This is a genomic window from Sphingomonas yabuuchiae, assembly GCF_001477495.1.
GTDB lineage: Bacteria > Pseudomonadota > Alphaproteobacteria > Sphingomonadales > Sphingomonadaceae > Sphingomonas > Sphingomonas yabuuchiae_A.
The window spans coordinates 1-17,336 of the sequence record NZ_LDTF01000086.1 but is presented as its reverse complement, the minus strand read 5'-3'; the positions used below and the strand labels follow the sequence as shown (position 1 = coordinate 17,336).

The window sequence follows — 17,336 nt, the reverse complement described above, 5'->3', positions numbered from 1 at the left end:
GTCGCTTTGGACACGCTTGTTCTGGAAGACCGCGCGATCGCGTGGACCTATAATGGGGGGTGGTTGCGGATCGAAGCGCATGGGCCGGACGGCCTGCGCCTGCGCGCATCGCCTTTTCCCGATTCCGGGGCGCGGTCCGGAGCGCTGCTCGACAAGGGTGCCGCTGCGGGCGCCGATCCGATCGTCACGCGGGACGGCGCGACCGCGCGAATCACGCAAGGCCGGATCATCGCCGAAGTCGACCTGCAGGGGCGCGTCCGTTTCCTGAACGCGGACGGAGAGTTGCTGCTGGAAGAGAAGTGGCGGCAGCGCGACACGACCGGCAGATTCTGGACCGTCGGCACCGACGAGGTGCGCATGATCAGCGCGCTGGGGCTGGCGGGGCGCGAGTTCAAGCTGCTGACCGGCGACACCGCGCGCATCACCGTCCGGTTCGAGGCGAAGGCGGACGAGCGGCTCTATGGCATGGGCCAGTATCAACAGCCCAATCTGAACCTCGCCGGATGCACGCTGGAACTGGCGCAGCGCAATTCGCAGGCGAGCGTGCCCTTCGTCGTGTCCAGCCATGGCTATGGCCTGTTGTGGAACATGCCCGCGGTCGGCGCGGTGCATTTCGCCGCCAATGGTGCGACCTGGACCGCCGAAGCCGCGCGCGAGATCGATTACTGGATCACCGCAGGCGACACGCCCGCCGACATCGTGCGCAACTATGCCCAAGTGACCGGCACCGTGCCGATGATGCCCGATCATGCGCTGGGGCTGTGGCAGAGCAAGCTGCGCTATCGCACCCAGGACGAACTGCTGGCGGTGGCGCGCGATTATCATGCGCGCGGCATTCCGCTGGCGGTGATCGTCGCCGACTTCTTCCACTGGCCGGTCCAGGGCGACTGGCGGTTCGACGAACGCGAATGGCCCGATCCCGCCGCCATGACCGCCGAGCTGAAGGCGATGGGCACCGAGTTGCTCGTCTCGATCTGGCCGACGGTCGACCATCGTTCGGAAAATTATCCCGAGATGGTCGAGAAGGGCTATCTGGTCCGCTCCGCGCGCGGGCTGGACGTGCAGCAGGAATTTCTGGGCAATACCCGCTTCATCGACGTCACCCATCCCGGTGCACGCCGCTTCCTATGGGACCGGGCGAAGCGCAACTACCGCGACAAGGGCGTGGCGCTGTTCTGGCTGGACGAAGCCGAGCCCGAATATAGCGCCTATGATTTCGACAATTACCGCTATCACGGCGGCAGCGTGCTGGAGGTCGGCAACGCCTATCCGCTCCATTACGCCCAGGCCTTTTACGACGGCCTGACGGCGGAGGGCGAGACCGAGATCGTCAGCCTGATCCGCTGTGCCTGGGCGGGCAGCCAGCGTTACGGCGCGCTGGTCTGGTCGGGCGATATCCATTCCTCGTTCGAGGCGATGCGCAACCAGCTGAGCGCTGGCCTCAACATGGGTATGGCGGGCATCCCGTGGTGGACGACCGATATCGGCGGCTTCCATGGCGGCCATGTCGACGACCCGGCTTTCCACGAGCTGATGATCCGCTGGTTCCAATGGGCGGTTTTCACCCCGGTCCTGCGGATGCACGGCCACCGCGACCCCGTGACCCCTCCGCCCGAGCCGTTTCGCGACGGCGTTGCCCAGTGCGATACGGGCGCGGGTAACGAACTGTGGAGCTTCGGCGAGCGGGTGTATGAGGTGCTGCGCTGCTATGCGGGGCTTCGCGAGCGGTTGCGGCCCTATGTCGCCGGACTGATGCGCGCGGCCCATGAACAGGGCGACCCGCTGATGCGGCCGATGTTCTATCACTATCCCGACGATCCGCGCTGCTGGTCGGTGGACGACCAGTATATGTTCGGCCCGGACCTCCTCGTCGCGCCGGTGACGGCGGCGGGTGTCAGCGAGCGGTGCGTCTATCTGCCCGACGGAATATGGCTGGACGCCTGGACCAAGGAGCGGGTCGAGGGCGGTGGTCATATCTGTTGCGCGGCGCCGGTGCACCGAATCCCGGTCTTCGTCCGCGACGGCGCGGAGGTGATGGGGGCATTCGACAAAAAACAGTGACCGGCGCGCGTCGGTCATTTCATCGGAGCCGTCAAAAGACGGAACGGGACGGGAGGGTATAGGGCATGGCGGCATCGATGGCGGATCACGCCACGGCAGCGAACGGCGGGCAGCGACACGACGCCCCCGCGCCGATCCCGTTCGTCGAGAAGATCTGTTATGGTTTCGGCGATGCGGGGGGCACGATCGTCACCGGGCTGATCGCCAATTTCCTGACCTTCTACTATACCGATGTCTTCGGGCTGGCGCCGGGCATCGTCGGTGTGCTGTTCCTGTCGCTGCGTATCTTCGATGCGGTGTCCGATCCGCTGATCGGGATCATGGCCGACCGCACCACGACCCGTTGGGGGCGGTTCAGGCCCTATCTGCTCTGGACCGCGATCCCGGTGGGGCTCAGCTGTTTCCTGACCTTCCAGGCCCCCGACTTCAGCTATGACGGCAAGGTCGCCTATGCCGCGATCACCTATTTCCTGCTCGCTTTGTCCTATTCGCTCAACAACGTACCCTATTGCGCGCTCATCACCCGGATGACCGACAGCGAGCGCGAGGGCGTGTCGTGCCAGTCGGTGCGCTTCGCGATGGTGGCGATCGCGTCCTTCTGCGTCTCGGTCGGGCTGCCGATGCTGGTGCGCCATCTGGGCGGCGCGGACATCGCGCGCGGCTATCGCGACGGGGTGGCGATCCTGAGCGCGGCGGCCGTCGTCATGTTCCTGATCTGCTTCCTGTTCGTGCGCGAGCGGGTGGTCGCCGCCGATACCGCCGACGTGCCGCTCAAGGTCGCCATCGCCAACACGCTGAAGAACGACCAGCTGCGCTGGACCTTCCTGATGACCCTGCTGCTGATCGCGATCTTCAATACGAAGGGCGGCGCGGCGCTGTACTTCATCACCTATGTGCTGAACGGCGATGCGACCTATCAGGCGCTGTTCTTCGGCACCGCGACGGCGGGCGGGTTCCTGGGCTCTATCGTGGTGCAGGCGTTCACCCGGCGATACGACGTGCGCAGCGTCTATATCTGGGTGAATTTGATCCTGGTCGCCGGCCACGTCGCCGCCTTTTTCGTGCCGGGCGACTATCCGACGCTGTGGCTGGTGCTGGTCGCCCTGTGCTGCATCGTGCTGGGCTGCACCCTGCCGCTCCACTTCACCCTGATCCAGCTGGCCGACCAATATGGCGAGTGGAAGCTGGGCATGCGCTCCTCGGGCATGAGCTTCGCCTTCAACCAGTTCTTCGTGAAGCTGGCCTGGGCGGTGGCGGGCGCGCTGATCAGCGGGGTGCTGGTGCTAGTGTCGTACAAGGCGGGGGCGGGCAACCAGACGCCGCTGTCGCTGACCGGCATCCGTCTGTTGTCGACGATCATCCCAGGTTTGATGCACCTGGCACTGGCCTTTGCGATTTCCCGCCTGATCCTGAACCGCGCCACCATCGCGCGAATGACTGCCGAGCGCCGCGCATGACCCTTATCCCGGAACCCCGATCCATGACCCAAAAGCCCCGCCGTTCCGCCTCCGTCCTGATCGCCGCCCTGCTCGGCTCGGTTGCGGTGCCAGCACTTGCGCAGGAGACGATCACCGTCGACCTCGCCAGCGACACCGGCGCGTTTCACGGCGGCGCGTCGGGCACGCTCTATGGCCTTTACGATGCGCGGCTGCCGCATCCCAATCTGGTCGAGGGGATCGGGCTTCGCACCGTCTCGACCAAGGCGCAGGACGGGCCGCAGCATCCCGGCGCCGATGCGCTGGAGGTCTCGACGCTGCTGACCGATGCGTCGGGCGGCGACACCTATATCTACATGACCGACATCAACCGCGAATTCCCCTATGACTGGAAGACCGGGGACTGCGCGCAGTCGGTCGCGAACTATATCGAGAAGCTGCGCGCGCAGGTGCGGCAGGTGAAGGGTATGGCACCGCGCTATCGCGACCGGATCGTCTTCGTCCCCTTCAACGAGCCCGACGGCAACATGTTCGCCGAAGGGCCCAAGAGCTGCAACAATGTGCGCTGGCAGAAGGACCCGACGGCGTTCAACGACGCCTGGGACCGGGCGGTGCGGATGATCCGCCAGGAACTGCCCGGCGCGCGGATCGCCGGGCCGAACACCAGCATCCTCTATCCGGAGGTGGAGGGCTTCCTGCGCCACGCCATCGCGGCCGACACCATGCCCGACATCGTGACCTGGCACGAACTTAGCAACCCGGCGACGGTGCGGACCAGCGTGCGCAAGTACCGCGAATGGGAGGACCGGCTGTTCAAGGGCACCAAGTGGCAGGGCCGCCATCTGCCGGTGAACATCAACGAATATGCCTATAACTACCACACCTCGGTCCCCGGCCAAATGGTGCAGTGGGTCGCGGCGATCGAGGATTCCAAGGTCGATGCCGATATCGCCTATTGGAATATTGACGGCAATCTCAGCGATTCCGCTGTCCAGGCCAATCGCGGCAACGGGCAATGGTGGCTGCTGAACGCCTATGCGACGATGAGCGGGCATACACTGGCCGTCACCCCGCCGCATCCCGACCAGAGCTATACGTTGCAAGGCGTGGCGACGCTCGACCCGGCACGTGGGCAGATGCGGATGCTGTTCGGCGGCAAGTCGGGCGACGCGACCATTGCGCTGACCCATGTGCCCGCCAGCTTCGGCGACACGGTGCGCGTCCGTGTGCGCGAGATCGACTGGACCGGCCAACTGGGCGACGCTTCGCCGCCGGTGGTGGTCGACGACCGCGTGGTGCCGGTGAAGGACGGACAGATCGACTTGACCTTCGGCCGCGATGGCTTGCCCGCCCTGCGCGAGGAAGCGGCCTATGAGCTGGTCCTGTCCCCCGGACAGGGCGTACGCCCCGCCGCCGTCACGCCCCGCTGGCGGCAGGATTACGAAGCGGAAAAGGCGACCCGCCAAGGGCAAGGCCTGACCGTGCGCGGGCCGGAGGGCTCGCCCGACCATGTCGACCGCTTCCATGTCTCGAACGGCTATCTGGTTGAGGGGTTCAGGACCGGGGCCGATGCCGCGCTGGACTTCGCGGTCGATGTGCCGCGCGATGGGCGCTACGACCTGCGTGTCCTCGCCAGCAGCTTCAATAAGGACCCGCTGGTCGAGCCCCAGGGGGCGACCAACGTCTTCCTGCGCATCGACGGCAAGCCGGGAGGCGAGACCGAGCTGTTCCTGCCGCTGGGTTACAAGCCCGCCGTGCTCGACCATGCCGATACGGTGGTTCATCTGACGCGCGGCCGCCATGTCCTGACGCTCGCCACCCGCAGCCTGGACGGCACGCGGCGGACGCAGGGCAATGCGATGGTCGACCGCATCACCCTGACCGCCGCCGATCCCGCCGTGACCGCCAAGCGCTATGACATGGCGGATGCCATGGTGAAGGGCGGCAGCGCGACCTTCTGGGTCTATGCCGCGAAGGACGGACTGGCGCGCCTGAGCCCGGACGCCAGCGGCGGCGCGGTGCGCATGGCGGTCAACGGTCGTGAGACGAAGGGCCGCGCCTTCCTGCTCGGCGGGATCAACAAGGTGGTGCTGACCGCCTCGGGATCGTCGGCCGTTCGCGGCCTGTCGATGACGCCCGAAAACGGCGCCGCGCCGCATGTCTATGAGGCGGAGGATGCGCAGGTTGCCGGAACCGCACGCATCGCCGCGGCCTCGCGCGCCAGCGGCGGCCGGGCGGTGTTCGCCATCGGCGGCGCACCGGGCAACGGCAACACGCTGACCTTCCCCAGGGTGATGGCACCGCGCGCGGGCACCTATGCGCTGACCCTGCGCTTCTCGAACGAGGAACAGGCCAAGGCGACGCATTACAATCCCGATCCGCTCGCGCGCATCGCGCGCATTTCGGTGAACGGCGGCAAGCCGATGCTGGTCAGCGCGCCGCACAGCTTCAATGCCAACAACTGGTGGGAGATGACCGTGCCGGTGACGCTGAAGGCGGGGGCCAACACGGTCCGTATCGCGGGTGAGGAACAGCCCAATTGGGACGGCCGCACCTATGCGTCGCAGCGCTGGCCGGGCGTCCAGCTCCGCTCGGCCTATGCGCCCAATATCGACCGGATCGCCATCACGCCGATGCCCTGAGGGTGGCCCTGTAAGGGCGAGCGGTCTCGGAGGAAAAGGGGAGTGACATGAAAAAGGGATGGCGTACGGGACTGGCGGCACTGGCGGTGATGGCGACGGGGGTCGTGCCCGATGGCGCGCAGGCGGACAATCCGGTCGTCCAGACGCGCTTCACCGCCGACCCGGCGCCTTTGGTCCATGACGGCGTCGTCTATCTCTATACCGGCCATGACGAGGACGATGCCGAAGGGTTTCGGATGCTCGACTGGCGGCTCTACAGCTCGACCGACATGGTCAATTGGACCGACCGCGGCTCACCCGCCTCGCTCGCAACCTTCGCCTGGGCGCAGCAGGACAATGACGCCTGGGCGCCGCAGGTGATCGCGCGCGACGGGAAATTCTATCTCTACGCGCCCATACGCGTGGCGGGGAATCCCGACACCGCCATCGGGGTCGCCGTGGCCGACCGGCCCGAGGGTCCGTTTCGCGATGCGCTGGGCAAGCCGCTGATCGCGCCGCGCTTCGGCGCGATCGATCCCACGGTCGCGATCGACGATGACGGGCAGGCCTATCTCTACTGGGGCAATCCCGACCTGTGGTATGTCAGGCTGAACCGCGACATGACCAGCTATGCTGGAGAGATCACCAAGGTCGCCAAGCCGATCGACTATCAGGAGGGCCCCTGGTTCTACAAGCGTGGGGCGCATTACTACATGGCCTATGCCTCCAGCTGCTGTCCCGAGGGGATCGGCTATGCGATGAGCGACCGGGCGACCGGCCCCTGGGTCCACAAGGGGCCGATCATGGACCCCAATGCCGCCTCGACCGGCAATCATCCCGGCATCATCGACTATAAGGGCCATTCCTATCTGTTCGGCTTTCACTACGAGCTGAACTTCGCCCTGACGCCGATCCATCACGAGCGGCGCTCGGTGACGTTGCGCGAGTTCCGCTACAATCCGGACGGCACCATTCCGCGCCTGCCTTGGTGGACCGACGAGGGCGTGGCGCAGATCGCGACCCTCGATCCCTATCGCTGGGTGGAGGCGGAAACGATCGCCTGGACCTCGCGCATCGGGCGCGACCGCGACCGGCCCTATCGCTGGGCACCGGGCGTCACGACGGCGAGCGGGGCGGACAGGCGCATCCATGTCACCCGCATCGCCGATCGCAGCTATATCAAGGTCGGCGGCGTCGACTTCGGACGCGGCGCGGCCAGCTTCGCCGCCAGTGTGGCGCGGGTGCGGGGGCGTCCGACGATCACGCTGCATCTCGACCGGGTCGACGGGCCGCAGATCGGGACGCTGGCCCTGACCGGCGGCGGTGCGGATTGGGGGACGCAAGCCGCGCCGGTGACCGGGGCGACCGGCGTGCACGACCTGTTCCTGGTCTTCCACGGCGATGGCGACGGGCTGTTCGACTTCGATCGCTGGCAGTTCCGCCGCCAGTAAGGGGCCGTGCTCAGGCGGCGCCGATGGTCAAGGTGATCCGGTCCCCCGCGCGGGTGGCGATGCGGACGCCGTCCTTCGCGTCATGAATCGCCACGGTCCGGCCGCCACACATGGCCGCGCGGATCCGGCGACCGGCGGGCAGGCGAACGACCAGTTCGCCGCCCAGCGCCGACAGCAGCTCGGCCTGTTCCAGCTGTCCTGCCGCCCAGCGCTGGTCCACGGTCACGCCGCCGCGTGCGCGCAGGCCGTGGACGCGGCCGTCACGCCAGGGCGGGGGCAGGGCGGGCAGCAGGGCGATCGCGCCGTCATGGCTTTGCAGCAGCATCTCGGCGATGGCGGCGGTGATCCCGAAATTGCCGTCGATCTGAAAGATCGGCCCCTTGTTGGACGGATGCGTGTCGAACAGATTGTCGAGCGTGCTGCCCTTCAAGAAGGCATCAATCGAACGGCCCGAACGCGCCGCATCGCCCATCCGTGCCCAGATGCAAGTCGCCCAGGCGCGGCTCCATCCGGTCTGCGCGCCGCCGTTATCCTCGCGCCGCTGCATCGAAGTCGCTGCCGCCCTGGCCCATGCGGGCGTGCGGCGGGGGGTGAATTCGTCGCCGGGATAGAGGGGGTAGAGGTGCGAGATATGGCGATGGCCCGGCTCCGCCTCGGCGAAGTCGCGCGACCATTCCTGCAACTGGCCGTGGCTGCCGATCCGATAGGGCTCCAGCCGCTCGACCAGTCCGCGCAGCCTTGCCGCGAAGGCCATATCCGTCTTGAGCAGGGTGCTGGCGGCGATGCAGTTGGCGAACAGCTCGCGGATCAGCGCGAGGTCCATGGTGCAGCCGGTGCTGATCGAGGCGGGCTTGCCGTCGGGGGCGAGGAACTCGTTCTCGGGCGAGATGGAGGGCGCGGTGGTCAACCGCCCGTCCTGCCCCGCCACTAGCCATGCCGCGCAGAACTCGGCGGCACCGCGCATCAGCGGCCAGGCCCGGTCGCGCAGGAACGTCCGGTCGCCGCCGAAGGTGAAATGCTGCCACAGATGCTGCATCAGCCACGGTCCGCCCATCGGCCAATTGGCCCAGATCGGCGCGGCGCTGCCTTCGCCGACCGGATTGGCCATCGCCCAGATGTCGCTGTTGTGATGCAGGCACCAGCCCGGCATCCCGTAATAGCTTTGCGCGACCCGTGCCCCGCGCACCGCCACCCGCTCCAGCCAGTCGAACAGCGGGGCATGGCAATCGGCGAGATTGGCGACCTCGGCGGGCCAATAGTTCATCTCGGTATTGATGTTGGTGGTGTGGTTGCTGCTCCAGGGCGGCCGCACCTCGGCATTCCAGATGCCTTGCAGGTTGGCGGGCTGGGTCCCCGGGCGCGAGCTGGCGATCAGCAGATAGCGGCCGAAGTGGAACAGCAGCGCGGCCAGACCCGGATCGCTGGCCCGCACATTGCCCGCGCGGCGCTCCGCCGTCGTGCCCGTCATGCCGCCCGCCAGCTGCAATCCGGCCCGGCGATAAAGTGTCCGGTGGTCGGCGACATGCGCCGCCCGCAACGCCGCATAGCCGGTCCCCCGCGCCGCCGACAGCGCCGCCACCGCCTTGGCCTCGATCGCCTCGATCGGCAGGTCGGGCGACTGGTCGAAACCGCGAAAGCCGGTGGCGGCGTTGAGGCGGATCTCGATGCTCCGGGCACCGCGAACCACGATCCGGTCGCCCGACTCCGTGGCGCGCCCGCCCTCGTTCATGACGTCGGCCACGGCGGCGAACATCATGCCGCGTCCGGCGGCATCGTCATAACGGACAGGATCGGCGACCGAATGATAATTGGGCGCGGCATAGGAGGGGGCCTTGCCGTGCAGGATCAGCCGGTTGCCCTCCGCCCGCACCGATCCCTTGAGCAGCGTGGCCAGCGAGACGTCCGCGTCGATCGCCCCGCCTTCCGCCGTCATCCGCACCACGACCAGCTGCGCCGGGTGCGACACGAACACCTCGCGTCGGTAGCGCGTCCGCCCCGCGGTATAGGCTATGTCGACCACCGCCTGATCCAGGTCGAGCGCCCGGCGATAGTCATCCTGCGTCGCGCCGTCATGGGGCAGCGCGATCACCAGATCGCCGATCGGCGCATAGCTGTTGGAATAGGCGCCTTGCAGCTTTTTCGCCCGCGTGTCGGCAGCGTGGTAGTCGCCCGTCAGCGCGGCCTGCCGCACCTCCGCCAGCGATCCTTGCGCATCCGGCTTGGCATCGCTGCCCGGATAGCCGGACCACAGGCTGTCTTCGTTCAGGGAGATGATCTCGCGCGCTGGGCCGCCGCGCACCATGGCGCCCAGCCGCCCGTTGCCGACCGGCAATCCGTCGACCCAGCGAGTCGCGGGCGCATCGAACCAGAGCCGGTGGGAATCATCGGGCGACACCGGCTGTGCCCGCAGGGGCAGGGCGCCGATCCCGCCCGCCGCCATGGCTAAGGCACCCGCTTCCAATACGCCGCGCCGCGTCAGATCGGCCATGCATTCCCCTTCCGCCTCATCCCTGATGTCAGGACGGTGGCGTATTCAAGTGCATGAAGAAAGGACAAAATACCGGGGCGGTGCGGGAGCGTCGAAACCCGCACCGCCCCGCGCATCAGAAGGAGAAGCGCACGCCCGCGTCATAGCGCGGCCCGAAATTCTGGTAGCGCAGCAGCTGGTTGTCGAACCGCCCAGTGGCGAAATACTTCGCGTTGAACAGGTTCGTGCCTTCGACGAAGACCTGGGCGAAGGGGGTGATGTTCACCGCCACGCTGCCGTCGAACTGGCCATAATCGCGCACGAACACCGGCTCGTTGCCCGGACCGCCCGCCAGCTGCTGGAGGAAGCGTTCGCGCCGGTTATAGGCGATGCGCGCCGACACGCCGAACTTCTCGTAGAAGATCGTCGCGTTCTGCGAATTGCCGATGCCTTCCGCCGCGAAGGACTGGCCGACCTGGCTGACGTCGAATTCGCGATTGGTGGTCACGAAGGTCGCGTTGGCCTGTACGCCGAAGCCGCTGAGCACGCCCGGCAGCCAGTCGAGCGTATGGACCAGGTTCAACTCCAGCCCCTTGATCTTCAGCGATTCCGCGTTGCGCGGACGCCGGACGCTGAACTTCGCGGTGTTCTGTCCGACGATCAGCCCGCCGACCGGCAGATTGCCCGCATTGGCGATGGTGAACAGTTCCTCGCCAAAGGTCTGGACGATGAAGTCGTCGACCGTCTTGTGGAACACCGCCGCCGACAGGGTGGTGGTCGATGTCGGATACCATTCGAGCGACAGGTCGAAATTGGTGGCGCGGTAGGGCTTGAGCGCGGGGTTGCCGCCGCTGGCGGTCAGCGTGGCGGGGCGCAGCGTGCCGATGTCCAGGCTGGGCGCCAGATCGCCGATGGCCGGGCGGGTCAGCGTCTTGTAGGCGGCGAAGCGCGCCTGCAGCTTGGGCGTCAGGTTCAGCTTGGCGTTCAGATTGGGCAGGAAGTTGCTGTAGGACGAACGCCGGTTGACCGACACCGCTGCGCGGTTGTTGGCGAAAACGCCCGTATAGGTCGTCGGGTCGCCCGGCACCGGCAGCAGGTCGGTCAGCTGCAATTGCTGACCGGCCGAAACCAGCTCGGTATATTCATACCGCCCGCCGACATTGATGAACCAGGGAAGGCCCGCGACTGTGCCCTCCAGATCGACATCGGCATAGCTGGCGAAGACCTTTTCGCGGACACGGGCCGAGGGCTGCTCGGTGACCGCATAGCCGTTGGTGCGGGCAAAGATCGCCGCCGTGGTGCCCACCGGCTGGCCGCGCGCCAGGTCGAGCGCGGTCGTGGCGGCGGTGCTGGTCAGATAGTTGAAATAGGCCTGCGGGTTGTAGGTCAGGAAGGTCGTCGGCACGCTGCCGCCCTTCTGCCCCAGCGACCCGAGGGTGAAGGGCGAGAGCAGCGACGGATCGGCCAGCGTCGGATAACCGCAATAGAGGCAGCCGATATTGGGATCGGACGAGAAGGGCACGTTGCGCTTGTCGCGCGAGGTGCCGGTCAGGCCAAAGCGCAGCGCCGTGACGATGTCCCAGCCCGGCTTCCATTCGGTGTTCCAGCGATATTCCTGGACCTTCTCGGTCACGTCGTTGCCGCTGCGCCCGGCGATATGGGTGCGGCCCAGCGCCGGGTTGGTCAGCACGCCGTTCGCGTAACCCGAAGTCGACGGGATGCCGTTCCCCTGGGCGGCATTGAACGAATATTGCGTCGGTACGCCGATGACGGTGAAATAGGATTTGCCGCCGCCCGCATTCTTGGCCTGCGAATAGGTGGCGTCGAAGACCATGCGGACATTGTCCGCCGGTCGCCATTCGGCGTTGAACCCGGCCTCATAGGTCGTCGTCTCGCGCACCCCGCCCGAGGCGATGAAGTCGGCATTGCCGTTGGTGGTCAGCGAGGTGACGGTGCGGTTCGAATCGATGCCCGCCGCCGTGTAGCTGGTCGGCTCGAACCAGCTGCCCAGACCGCGTGTGGTCGTGTCGCTCTTGAACCGGTTATAGAGGCCGTCGACGGTGAAGGTCAGCTCGTCGGTCGGCGCATATTGCGCGACCAGCGTTGCGCCCAGGCGGGTGCGGTCGTCGCGCGTCTCGTTCACGTCCTGGTTACGCGGCGCATAGACGTTGGTGTAGAGCGGCGCGTTGTTCGGCCCGACCGAGGTGCCCGGAATATAGCCGTCGGTGCTGATCGCGCGGATCGAGGCGATACGCTTCTGATAGGACAGCGAGGCGAGCAGCCCCAGCTTGCCGTCGGCGAAGGTGTCGCTGAGCAGGCCGAACAGCTGCGGCGTGACCTTCTTGCTGTTGCCCTCATACAGCGCCTTGGCGGTGAAGACGCCCTTGAACTCCTTGAGCGCGAGCGGGCGCGGCGTCTGGACGTTGATCGTCGCACCGATGCCGCCGCCCTGAAGCGGGGCCTGCGAGCTCTTATAGACCTGCGCGCCGCTGATCAGTTCGGCCGGGATCAGGTCGAACGAGAAGGCGCGGTTGTAATTGTCCGAGGCGAAGCTGCGGCCGTTGAACAACACCGTGTTGAAGGCGGGGCCCAGGCCGCGCACGCTGACCGAGGCACCCTCGCCGTTGCTGCGGTCGATGGCGACGCCCGGAATGCGCTGGAGCGATTCGGCGACATTGGCGTCGGGGAATTTGCCCAGGTCTTCGGAGGAGATCGCGTCGAGAATCCCGGCCGCGTCGCGCTTGATCGCGGCGGCCGATTCGATGCTGCGGCGGATGCCGGTGACGACGATATCGGCGGAGGTGCCGTCGGCGGTGCTTTGGCTGGGCAGAGTGGCGGTCTGGTCCGCCGGTGGCGTCTGGCTCTGCGCCAGGGCCGGTGTGGCCACGATAAGTGCGACAAGTGCGCTGGCCAGCCCCTGGGCGGCGTAGCGGGCACTGATCTTTGGATTCCGGGCTTTCTTCAGCATAGCTCTCCCCTATGAAACCGGTGTCCGATGCTTCTTGGCGAGCATCTATGACACTCTTGTTAGAAGCTATGTCAGACAAGTACAAGGGCGACCCGTTCTTCTCGGCGCTGGAAGTTTGGGTATAAAAGGCCAGGAGCGGGGCGGGAGAGGTGCAAGTGGGCGAGACGGAAGTTCGACGCGTCGTCGTGGTCGGTGGCGGATCGGCAGGCTGGATCGCGGCGTGTCGACTGGCGGCGCAGGCCCGCCGGATCGGCAGCGGGGTGCAGGTCACACTGGTCGAATCGCGCAATGTGCCGACGGTCGGGGTGGGCGAGGGGACCTGGCCCACGATGCGCAATACGCTGGCGAAGATCGGCATCACCGAAACCGACTTCATCCGCTCCTGCGACGCCGCGTTCAAACAGGGCGCGCGGTTCGTCGGCTGGACCGATGGGACGGCGCAGGATGGCTATTATCATCCGCTCAACCCGCCTGCGGGCGCGACCGAGATCGATCTGGCGCCTCACTGGCTGCACAGGGCGGCGGAGACTGGCAGCTTCGCCGACTGGGTCGATTACCAGGCGATGCTGTGCGACGCGGGGCTGGGGCCCAAGACGATCGTGATGCCCGAATATGCGGGGCATGCGAACTACGCCTATCATCTGGACGCGGGCAAGTTCGCCGTGCTGCTGCGCGAACACGGCGTCGGCACGCTGGGCATCGACCATGTGCTGGGCGATGTGGTGCGCCCGCAGATGAGTGATCATGGCGATATCGTGCATCTGGAACTGGCCGATGGGCGGACGGTCGCGGGTGACCTGTTCGTCGACTGCACCGGCTTTGCCGCGCGACTGATCGGCGGCGTCTATCAGGTGCCGTTCCGCCGTTGCGGCGACGTGCTGTTCGCCGACCGGGCGATGGCGCTCCAGGTGCCCTATGAGGACGAGGATTCGCCGATCACCTGCCATACGGTGTCGACCGCGCAGGAGGCGGGCTGGATCTGGGACATCGGGCTGTGGACCCGGCGCGGTGTCGGCCATGTCTATAGCAGCGCCCACACCAGCGACGATGCGGCCGAGGCGGCCTTGCGCGCTTATGTCGGCCCCGCCGCCAAGGGGCTGAGCGCGCGCCGGATCACCATCGATGCCGGGCACCGGACGCGTTTCTGGCAGAACAACTGCGTGGCGGTCGGCCTGTCCGCCGGGTTCATCGAGCCGCTGGAGGCGTCGGCGCTGATGCTGATCGAGGCGTCGATGGATGCGATCGCCGACCGTCTGCCGCGCACCCGCGCCGCGATGGACGTGATGGCGCGTCAGTTCAACGCGACCTTCACCCATCACTGGATGCGGATTATCGAGTTCCTGAAGCTGCATTATGTGCTGACCCGGCGCACGGACAGTGATTTCTGGCGCGACAATGTGGCGTCGTCGTCCATCCCCGATGGCCTGGCCGAGCGGCTGGAGCTGTGGCGGCATCACTCGCCCGGTCCGCAGGACTTCGATCATGCGCGCGAGGTCTTTTCCTGGCCCAGCTATCAATATGTCCTGCACGGCATGGGCTTCGACAGTCGCCAGCCGCGCATCGATGCGGCCGCCCCCGACACGGCGCTGGCGCAGCGTTTCGTGACCCGGATGGCGCGTGCCAAGGACGACCTGCGCACCCGTGCGCCGCGCCACCGCGACCTGTTGCGCGCGATCCGCGAACATGGTCTGCAACGCGTATGACCGGCATCACCCCGCTTTCCCCGGCCGCGCATCGCGGGCTGCGCTATGACCGCCATGCCGCGGGCGGCACACGCCGCTTCGCCCGGATCGGCCTGTCGGAAATCGCGGTGGCCGCCGCCGACATGCCCCTGTGTCTGGCCAAGGACGGCCAGACCGGGCGCTTCAACCTGATCGCGCTGATGAGCCTGGTCGAGCCCGCCAATCTGTTCGTCTTCGGCGGCGGCTTCCAGGCGACCTATGTGCCCCGCGCGGTGATGCTGGGCGGGTTCCGGCTCGACGCGCGCGGGGCGGCGGGGCTGGCCGTCGATCCGGCCGATCCCGGCCTGGGCGAAGCGGGCGAGCCTCTGTTCGCGCAAGAGCAGCCGACGCCGCTGGCGCATGACATCGCCCGCGCGCTCGAACGGTTGGTGGCGGATGTCGAGGCCGCACAGGCGCTGGTCGATGCCTGGGCCGCGCATGGCCTGATCCGCCCGCTTCGCCTCTCGCTGTCCAAGGCGGATGGGGGCGCGCATGATCTGGCCGGGCTCTACACGGTCGACGAGGCGGCGGTGCAGGCGCTGCCCGATGCCGATCTGATCGCGCTCCACCGCGCCGACCGGCTGGGGCCCGCCGCCGTCCTGACCGCCTCGCTGGCGCAGGTCGAACGGTTGCGCCAGTTGCACAATGCCCGCTTCGCGCCCGCGCTGACCGGCTATTCGCTGGATTAGCTTGTTCGGCACCCGGTGCCGGGTTAGCCTCCCGGCGATCGGAGGGGGCGAAGATGCTGGCACGGTGGCGGGGACTCGTGGCGCTGGGGCTTGCCCTTGTGACGGGGCAGGGGGCGTGGGCGCAGACCGCCAATCCCATGCTGAAGGCCCATGCGGCGGGCATTCGCGACGCGACGCACGAACGCAACATGTCGCTCGGGCGTCTGGATATCGCGGTCGAACAGCGCGGCAGCGTCGTCGAGACGACCATCACCGCCGCCTTCGTCAACCCCGAGCCGGAGCAGTTGGAGGGCGAGTTCCGCCTGACCCTGCCCGAAGGGTCGGTCGTCACCGGCTATGCACTGGATATCGGCGGGCAGATGGTCGACGGCGTGCTGGTCGATCGCCCGCGCGCCAAGGCGGTGTACGAAGCGCGGGTCCGCCAGCGGATCGATCCCGGCCTGGCCGAAGTGAGCGCGGACAATGTGTTCTCGACCCGCGTCTATCCGATCTGGCCCGGTCGCGGGCGGACGATCCGGGTGCGTTTCGTTGCGCCCGTCGGGGCGGGGGGCTGGCGCCTGCCGCTCGGGTTGGACGGCACGGTCGGCGACTGGTCGATCCGCGTCCATGGCAGCGGCCTGGCGGCAAAGCCCTTGGTGACGCTGGGCGATACACCCTTGGCGATCACGGCGGACGGCGAGGGCTGGGGCGGTGCGGTGAGCGGCAAGGACAGGCCGCTGGCGGGCGCGCTGGCCATTGCGCCCGGTCGCGCCGCCGATCTGGTCGCCAGCACCCATCATAATGGCGAACGCGATCTGGAACTCGGCGGCGACCTGCCTGCCGTTGCGGGGAATGCGGCGGCTCCGGCGCATCTGCGCATCTATTGGGATCGTTCGCGCTCGCGGTTGAAGGCCGATACGGCGCGCGAGATCGCGCTGGTCCGCGCGGCGATCGACCGCTGGCACCCCGGCAAGGTCGAGCTGGTCGCCTTCAACAGCAGCGGGGCCCAGACGAAAAGCGTCACCACCGCCGATGAAGCGGCCGCCTGGCTGGGTGCGCTCGATTATCGCGGGGCGACGAGCTTTGCGCCGCTGTCGCAGGGCGGTGCCGCCGACCGCTGCCTGATCTTTACCGATGGCCGCGCGACCATCGACCGCGATGCCGCGATCACCCCGCGCTGCCCTCTTGATGTGGTCAGCAGTGCCGGGAGCGACGACCGTGCCTGGCTGGGCCATCTGGCGCGCGCGCATGGCGGGCGGCTGATCCCGCTGGGCGACGATCCGGCGGCGGCGCTGGCGCTGTTGCAGGCTGGTGCGCCCGGCGTGATCGCCGTCACCGACCGTGACGACCGGCCCTTGCCCTTCGTGCCGCTGGCCGCACCGCAGGGGCGCTGGGCAGTGCTGGTGCGAGCACCGGGCTTCGGGCCGGTGAAGATCCGGCTGGGTGTGGGGCAGGAGGTTGTCCGTGCAATCGATGGTGACGGCCCCGCTTTTGACGGCCTTGGCGCGCTGCTGGCGCAGGACGCGCTGGCGACGCTCGGCGCGACCGAGCAGCGCGACGCCTATGTGGCGCTCAGCCGCCGCTATGGCATCGCCAGCCCCAGCCTGTCCTTCCTCGTGCTGGAGAGCGTTAGCGACTATCTGAACGCGAAGATCGATCCACCCGCGAGCCTGTCGGCCGAGTGGCGCGACGATTATGCCCGCCAGCGCAAGGCGATGGAGGCGGATGACGCCCGCCTCGCGCAGCGCCATTTCGATCAACTGCTCAGAGAGTGGCAGGACGAGGTGGCGTGGTGGAAGACCCGGTTCGACCCTGCTGCCCAGCCCAAGCGGATCGCAACCTCGCGGAGTTTCGACCGGACGTCGTCGTCCGTCGTCCCGCTTGCGCAGCCGATCGCGGCGCCCGCCGCGCCACCTCCACCTCCGCCTCCGCCTCCGCCGCCC

9 protein-coding genes are annotated in these 17,336 nt (G+C 67.5%); 7 read left to right on the top strand and 2 right to left on the bottom strand.

All coding sequences use genetic code 11. From position 1 onward, the window contains the following. Positions 1–6: 6 nt before the first annotated feature. From NS355_RS14205 to NS355_RS14190, 4 genes are all read left to right on the top strand, one after another. Positions 7–2,061: a glycoside hydrolase family 31 protein gene (locus NS355_RS14205; protein WP_058746305.1), complete on the top strand. Its 2,055-nt coding sequence runs from the start codon at positions 7–9 to the stop codon at positions 2,059–2,061. A 65-nt stretch (positions 2,062–2,126) separates the two neighbouring features. After that, positions 2,127–3,518, top strand: coding sequence for an MFS transporter (locus NS355_RS14200; RefSeq protein ID WP_058746304.1), 1,392 nt, complete (start codon positions 2,127–2,129; stop codon positions 3,516–3,518). A 23-nt stretch (positions 3,519–3,541) separates the two neighbouring features. After that, complete coding sequence (locus NS355_RS14195; protein WP_058746303.1) at positions 3,542–6,139, top strand: hypothetical protein; 2,598 nt, start codon at positions 3,542–3,544, stop codon at positions 6,137–6,139. A gap of 47 nt (positions 6,140–6,186) precedes the next feature. Then, complete coding sequence (locus NS355_RS14190; protein ID WP_058746302.1) at positions 6,187–7,569, top strand: glycoside hydrolase family 43 protein; 1,383 nt, start codon at positions 6,187–6,189, stop codon at positions 7,567–7,569. Positions 7,570–7,579: 10 nt separating this feature from the next. Here the strand turns inward: NS355_RS14190 and NS355_RS14185 are convergent, their stop codons facing one another. Together NS355_RS14185 and NS355_RS14180 are read right to left on the bottom strand one after the other, a co-directional pair. Next, the gene (locus NS355_RS14185) at positions 7,580–10,057 is read right to left on the bottom strand and encodes a glycoside hydrolase family 95 protein (RefSeq protein WP_209445102.1); all 2,478 of its coding nucleotides are present in this window, start codon (positions 10,055–10,057) and stop codon (positions 7,580–7,582) included. Between the two features lie 115 nt (positions 10,058–10,172). Further along, positions 10,173–13,004, bottom strand: coding sequence for a TonB-dependent receptor (locus NS355_RS14180; protein WP_058746301.1), 2,832 nt, complete (start codon positions 13,002–13,004; stop codon positions 10,173–10,175). A 155-nt stretch (positions 13,005–13,159) separates the two neighbouring features. Between NS355_RS14180 and NS355_RS14175 the strand changes: the two genes are divergently transcribed. The 3 genes from NS355_RS14175 to NS355_RS14165 form a co-directional block, all read left to right on the top strand. Then, the gene (locus NS355_RS14175; RefSeq protein ID WP_058746300.1) at positions 13,160–14,707 is read left to right on the top strand and encodes a tryptophan halogenase family protein; all 1,548 of its coding nucleotides are present in this window, start codon (positions 13,160–13,162) and stop codon (positions 14,705–14,707) included. Next, positions 14,704–15,414, top strand: coding sequence for a SapC family protein (locus NS355_RS14170; protein ID WP_058746299.1), 711 nt, complete (start codon positions 14,704–14,706; stop codon positions 15,412–15,414). Before NS355_RS14175 ends, NS355_RS14170 begins: the two co-directional genes overlap by 4 nt. 53 nt (positions 15,415–15,467) lie before the next feature. Continuing rightward, positions 15,468–17,336: VIT domain-containing protein (locus NS355_RS14165; protein WP_153008230.1), on the top strand; the 1,869-nt coding region annotated here is incomplete at its 3' end.

Bases quoted from the DNA above. Each gene is read 5' to 3' on its own strand.
- NS355_RS14200 (WP_058746304.1), top strand. From the start codon at position 2,127: ATGGCGGCATCGATGGCGGATCACGCCACGGCAGCGAACGGCGGGCAG.
- NS355_RS14195 (WP_058746303.1), top strand. From the start codon at position 3,542: ATGACCCAAAAGCCCCGCCGTTCCGCCTCCGTCCTGATCGCCGCCCTG.
- NS355_RS14190 (WP_058746302.1), top strand. From the start codon at position 6,187: ATGAAAAAGGGATGGCGTACGGGACTGGCGGCACTGGCGGTGATGGCG.
- NS355_RS14185 (WP_209445102.1), bottom strand. From the start codon at position 10,057: ATGGCCGATCTGACGCGGCGCGGCGTATTGGAAGCGGGTGCCTTAGCC.
- NS355_RS14180 (WP_058746301.1), bottom strand. From the start codon at position 13,004: ATGCTGAAGAAAGCCCGGAATCCAAAGATCAGTGCCCGCTACGCCGCC.
- NS355_RS14170 (WP_058746299.1), top strand. From the start codon at position 14,704: ATGACCGGCATCACCCCGCTTTCCCCGGCCGCGCATCGCGGGCTGCGC.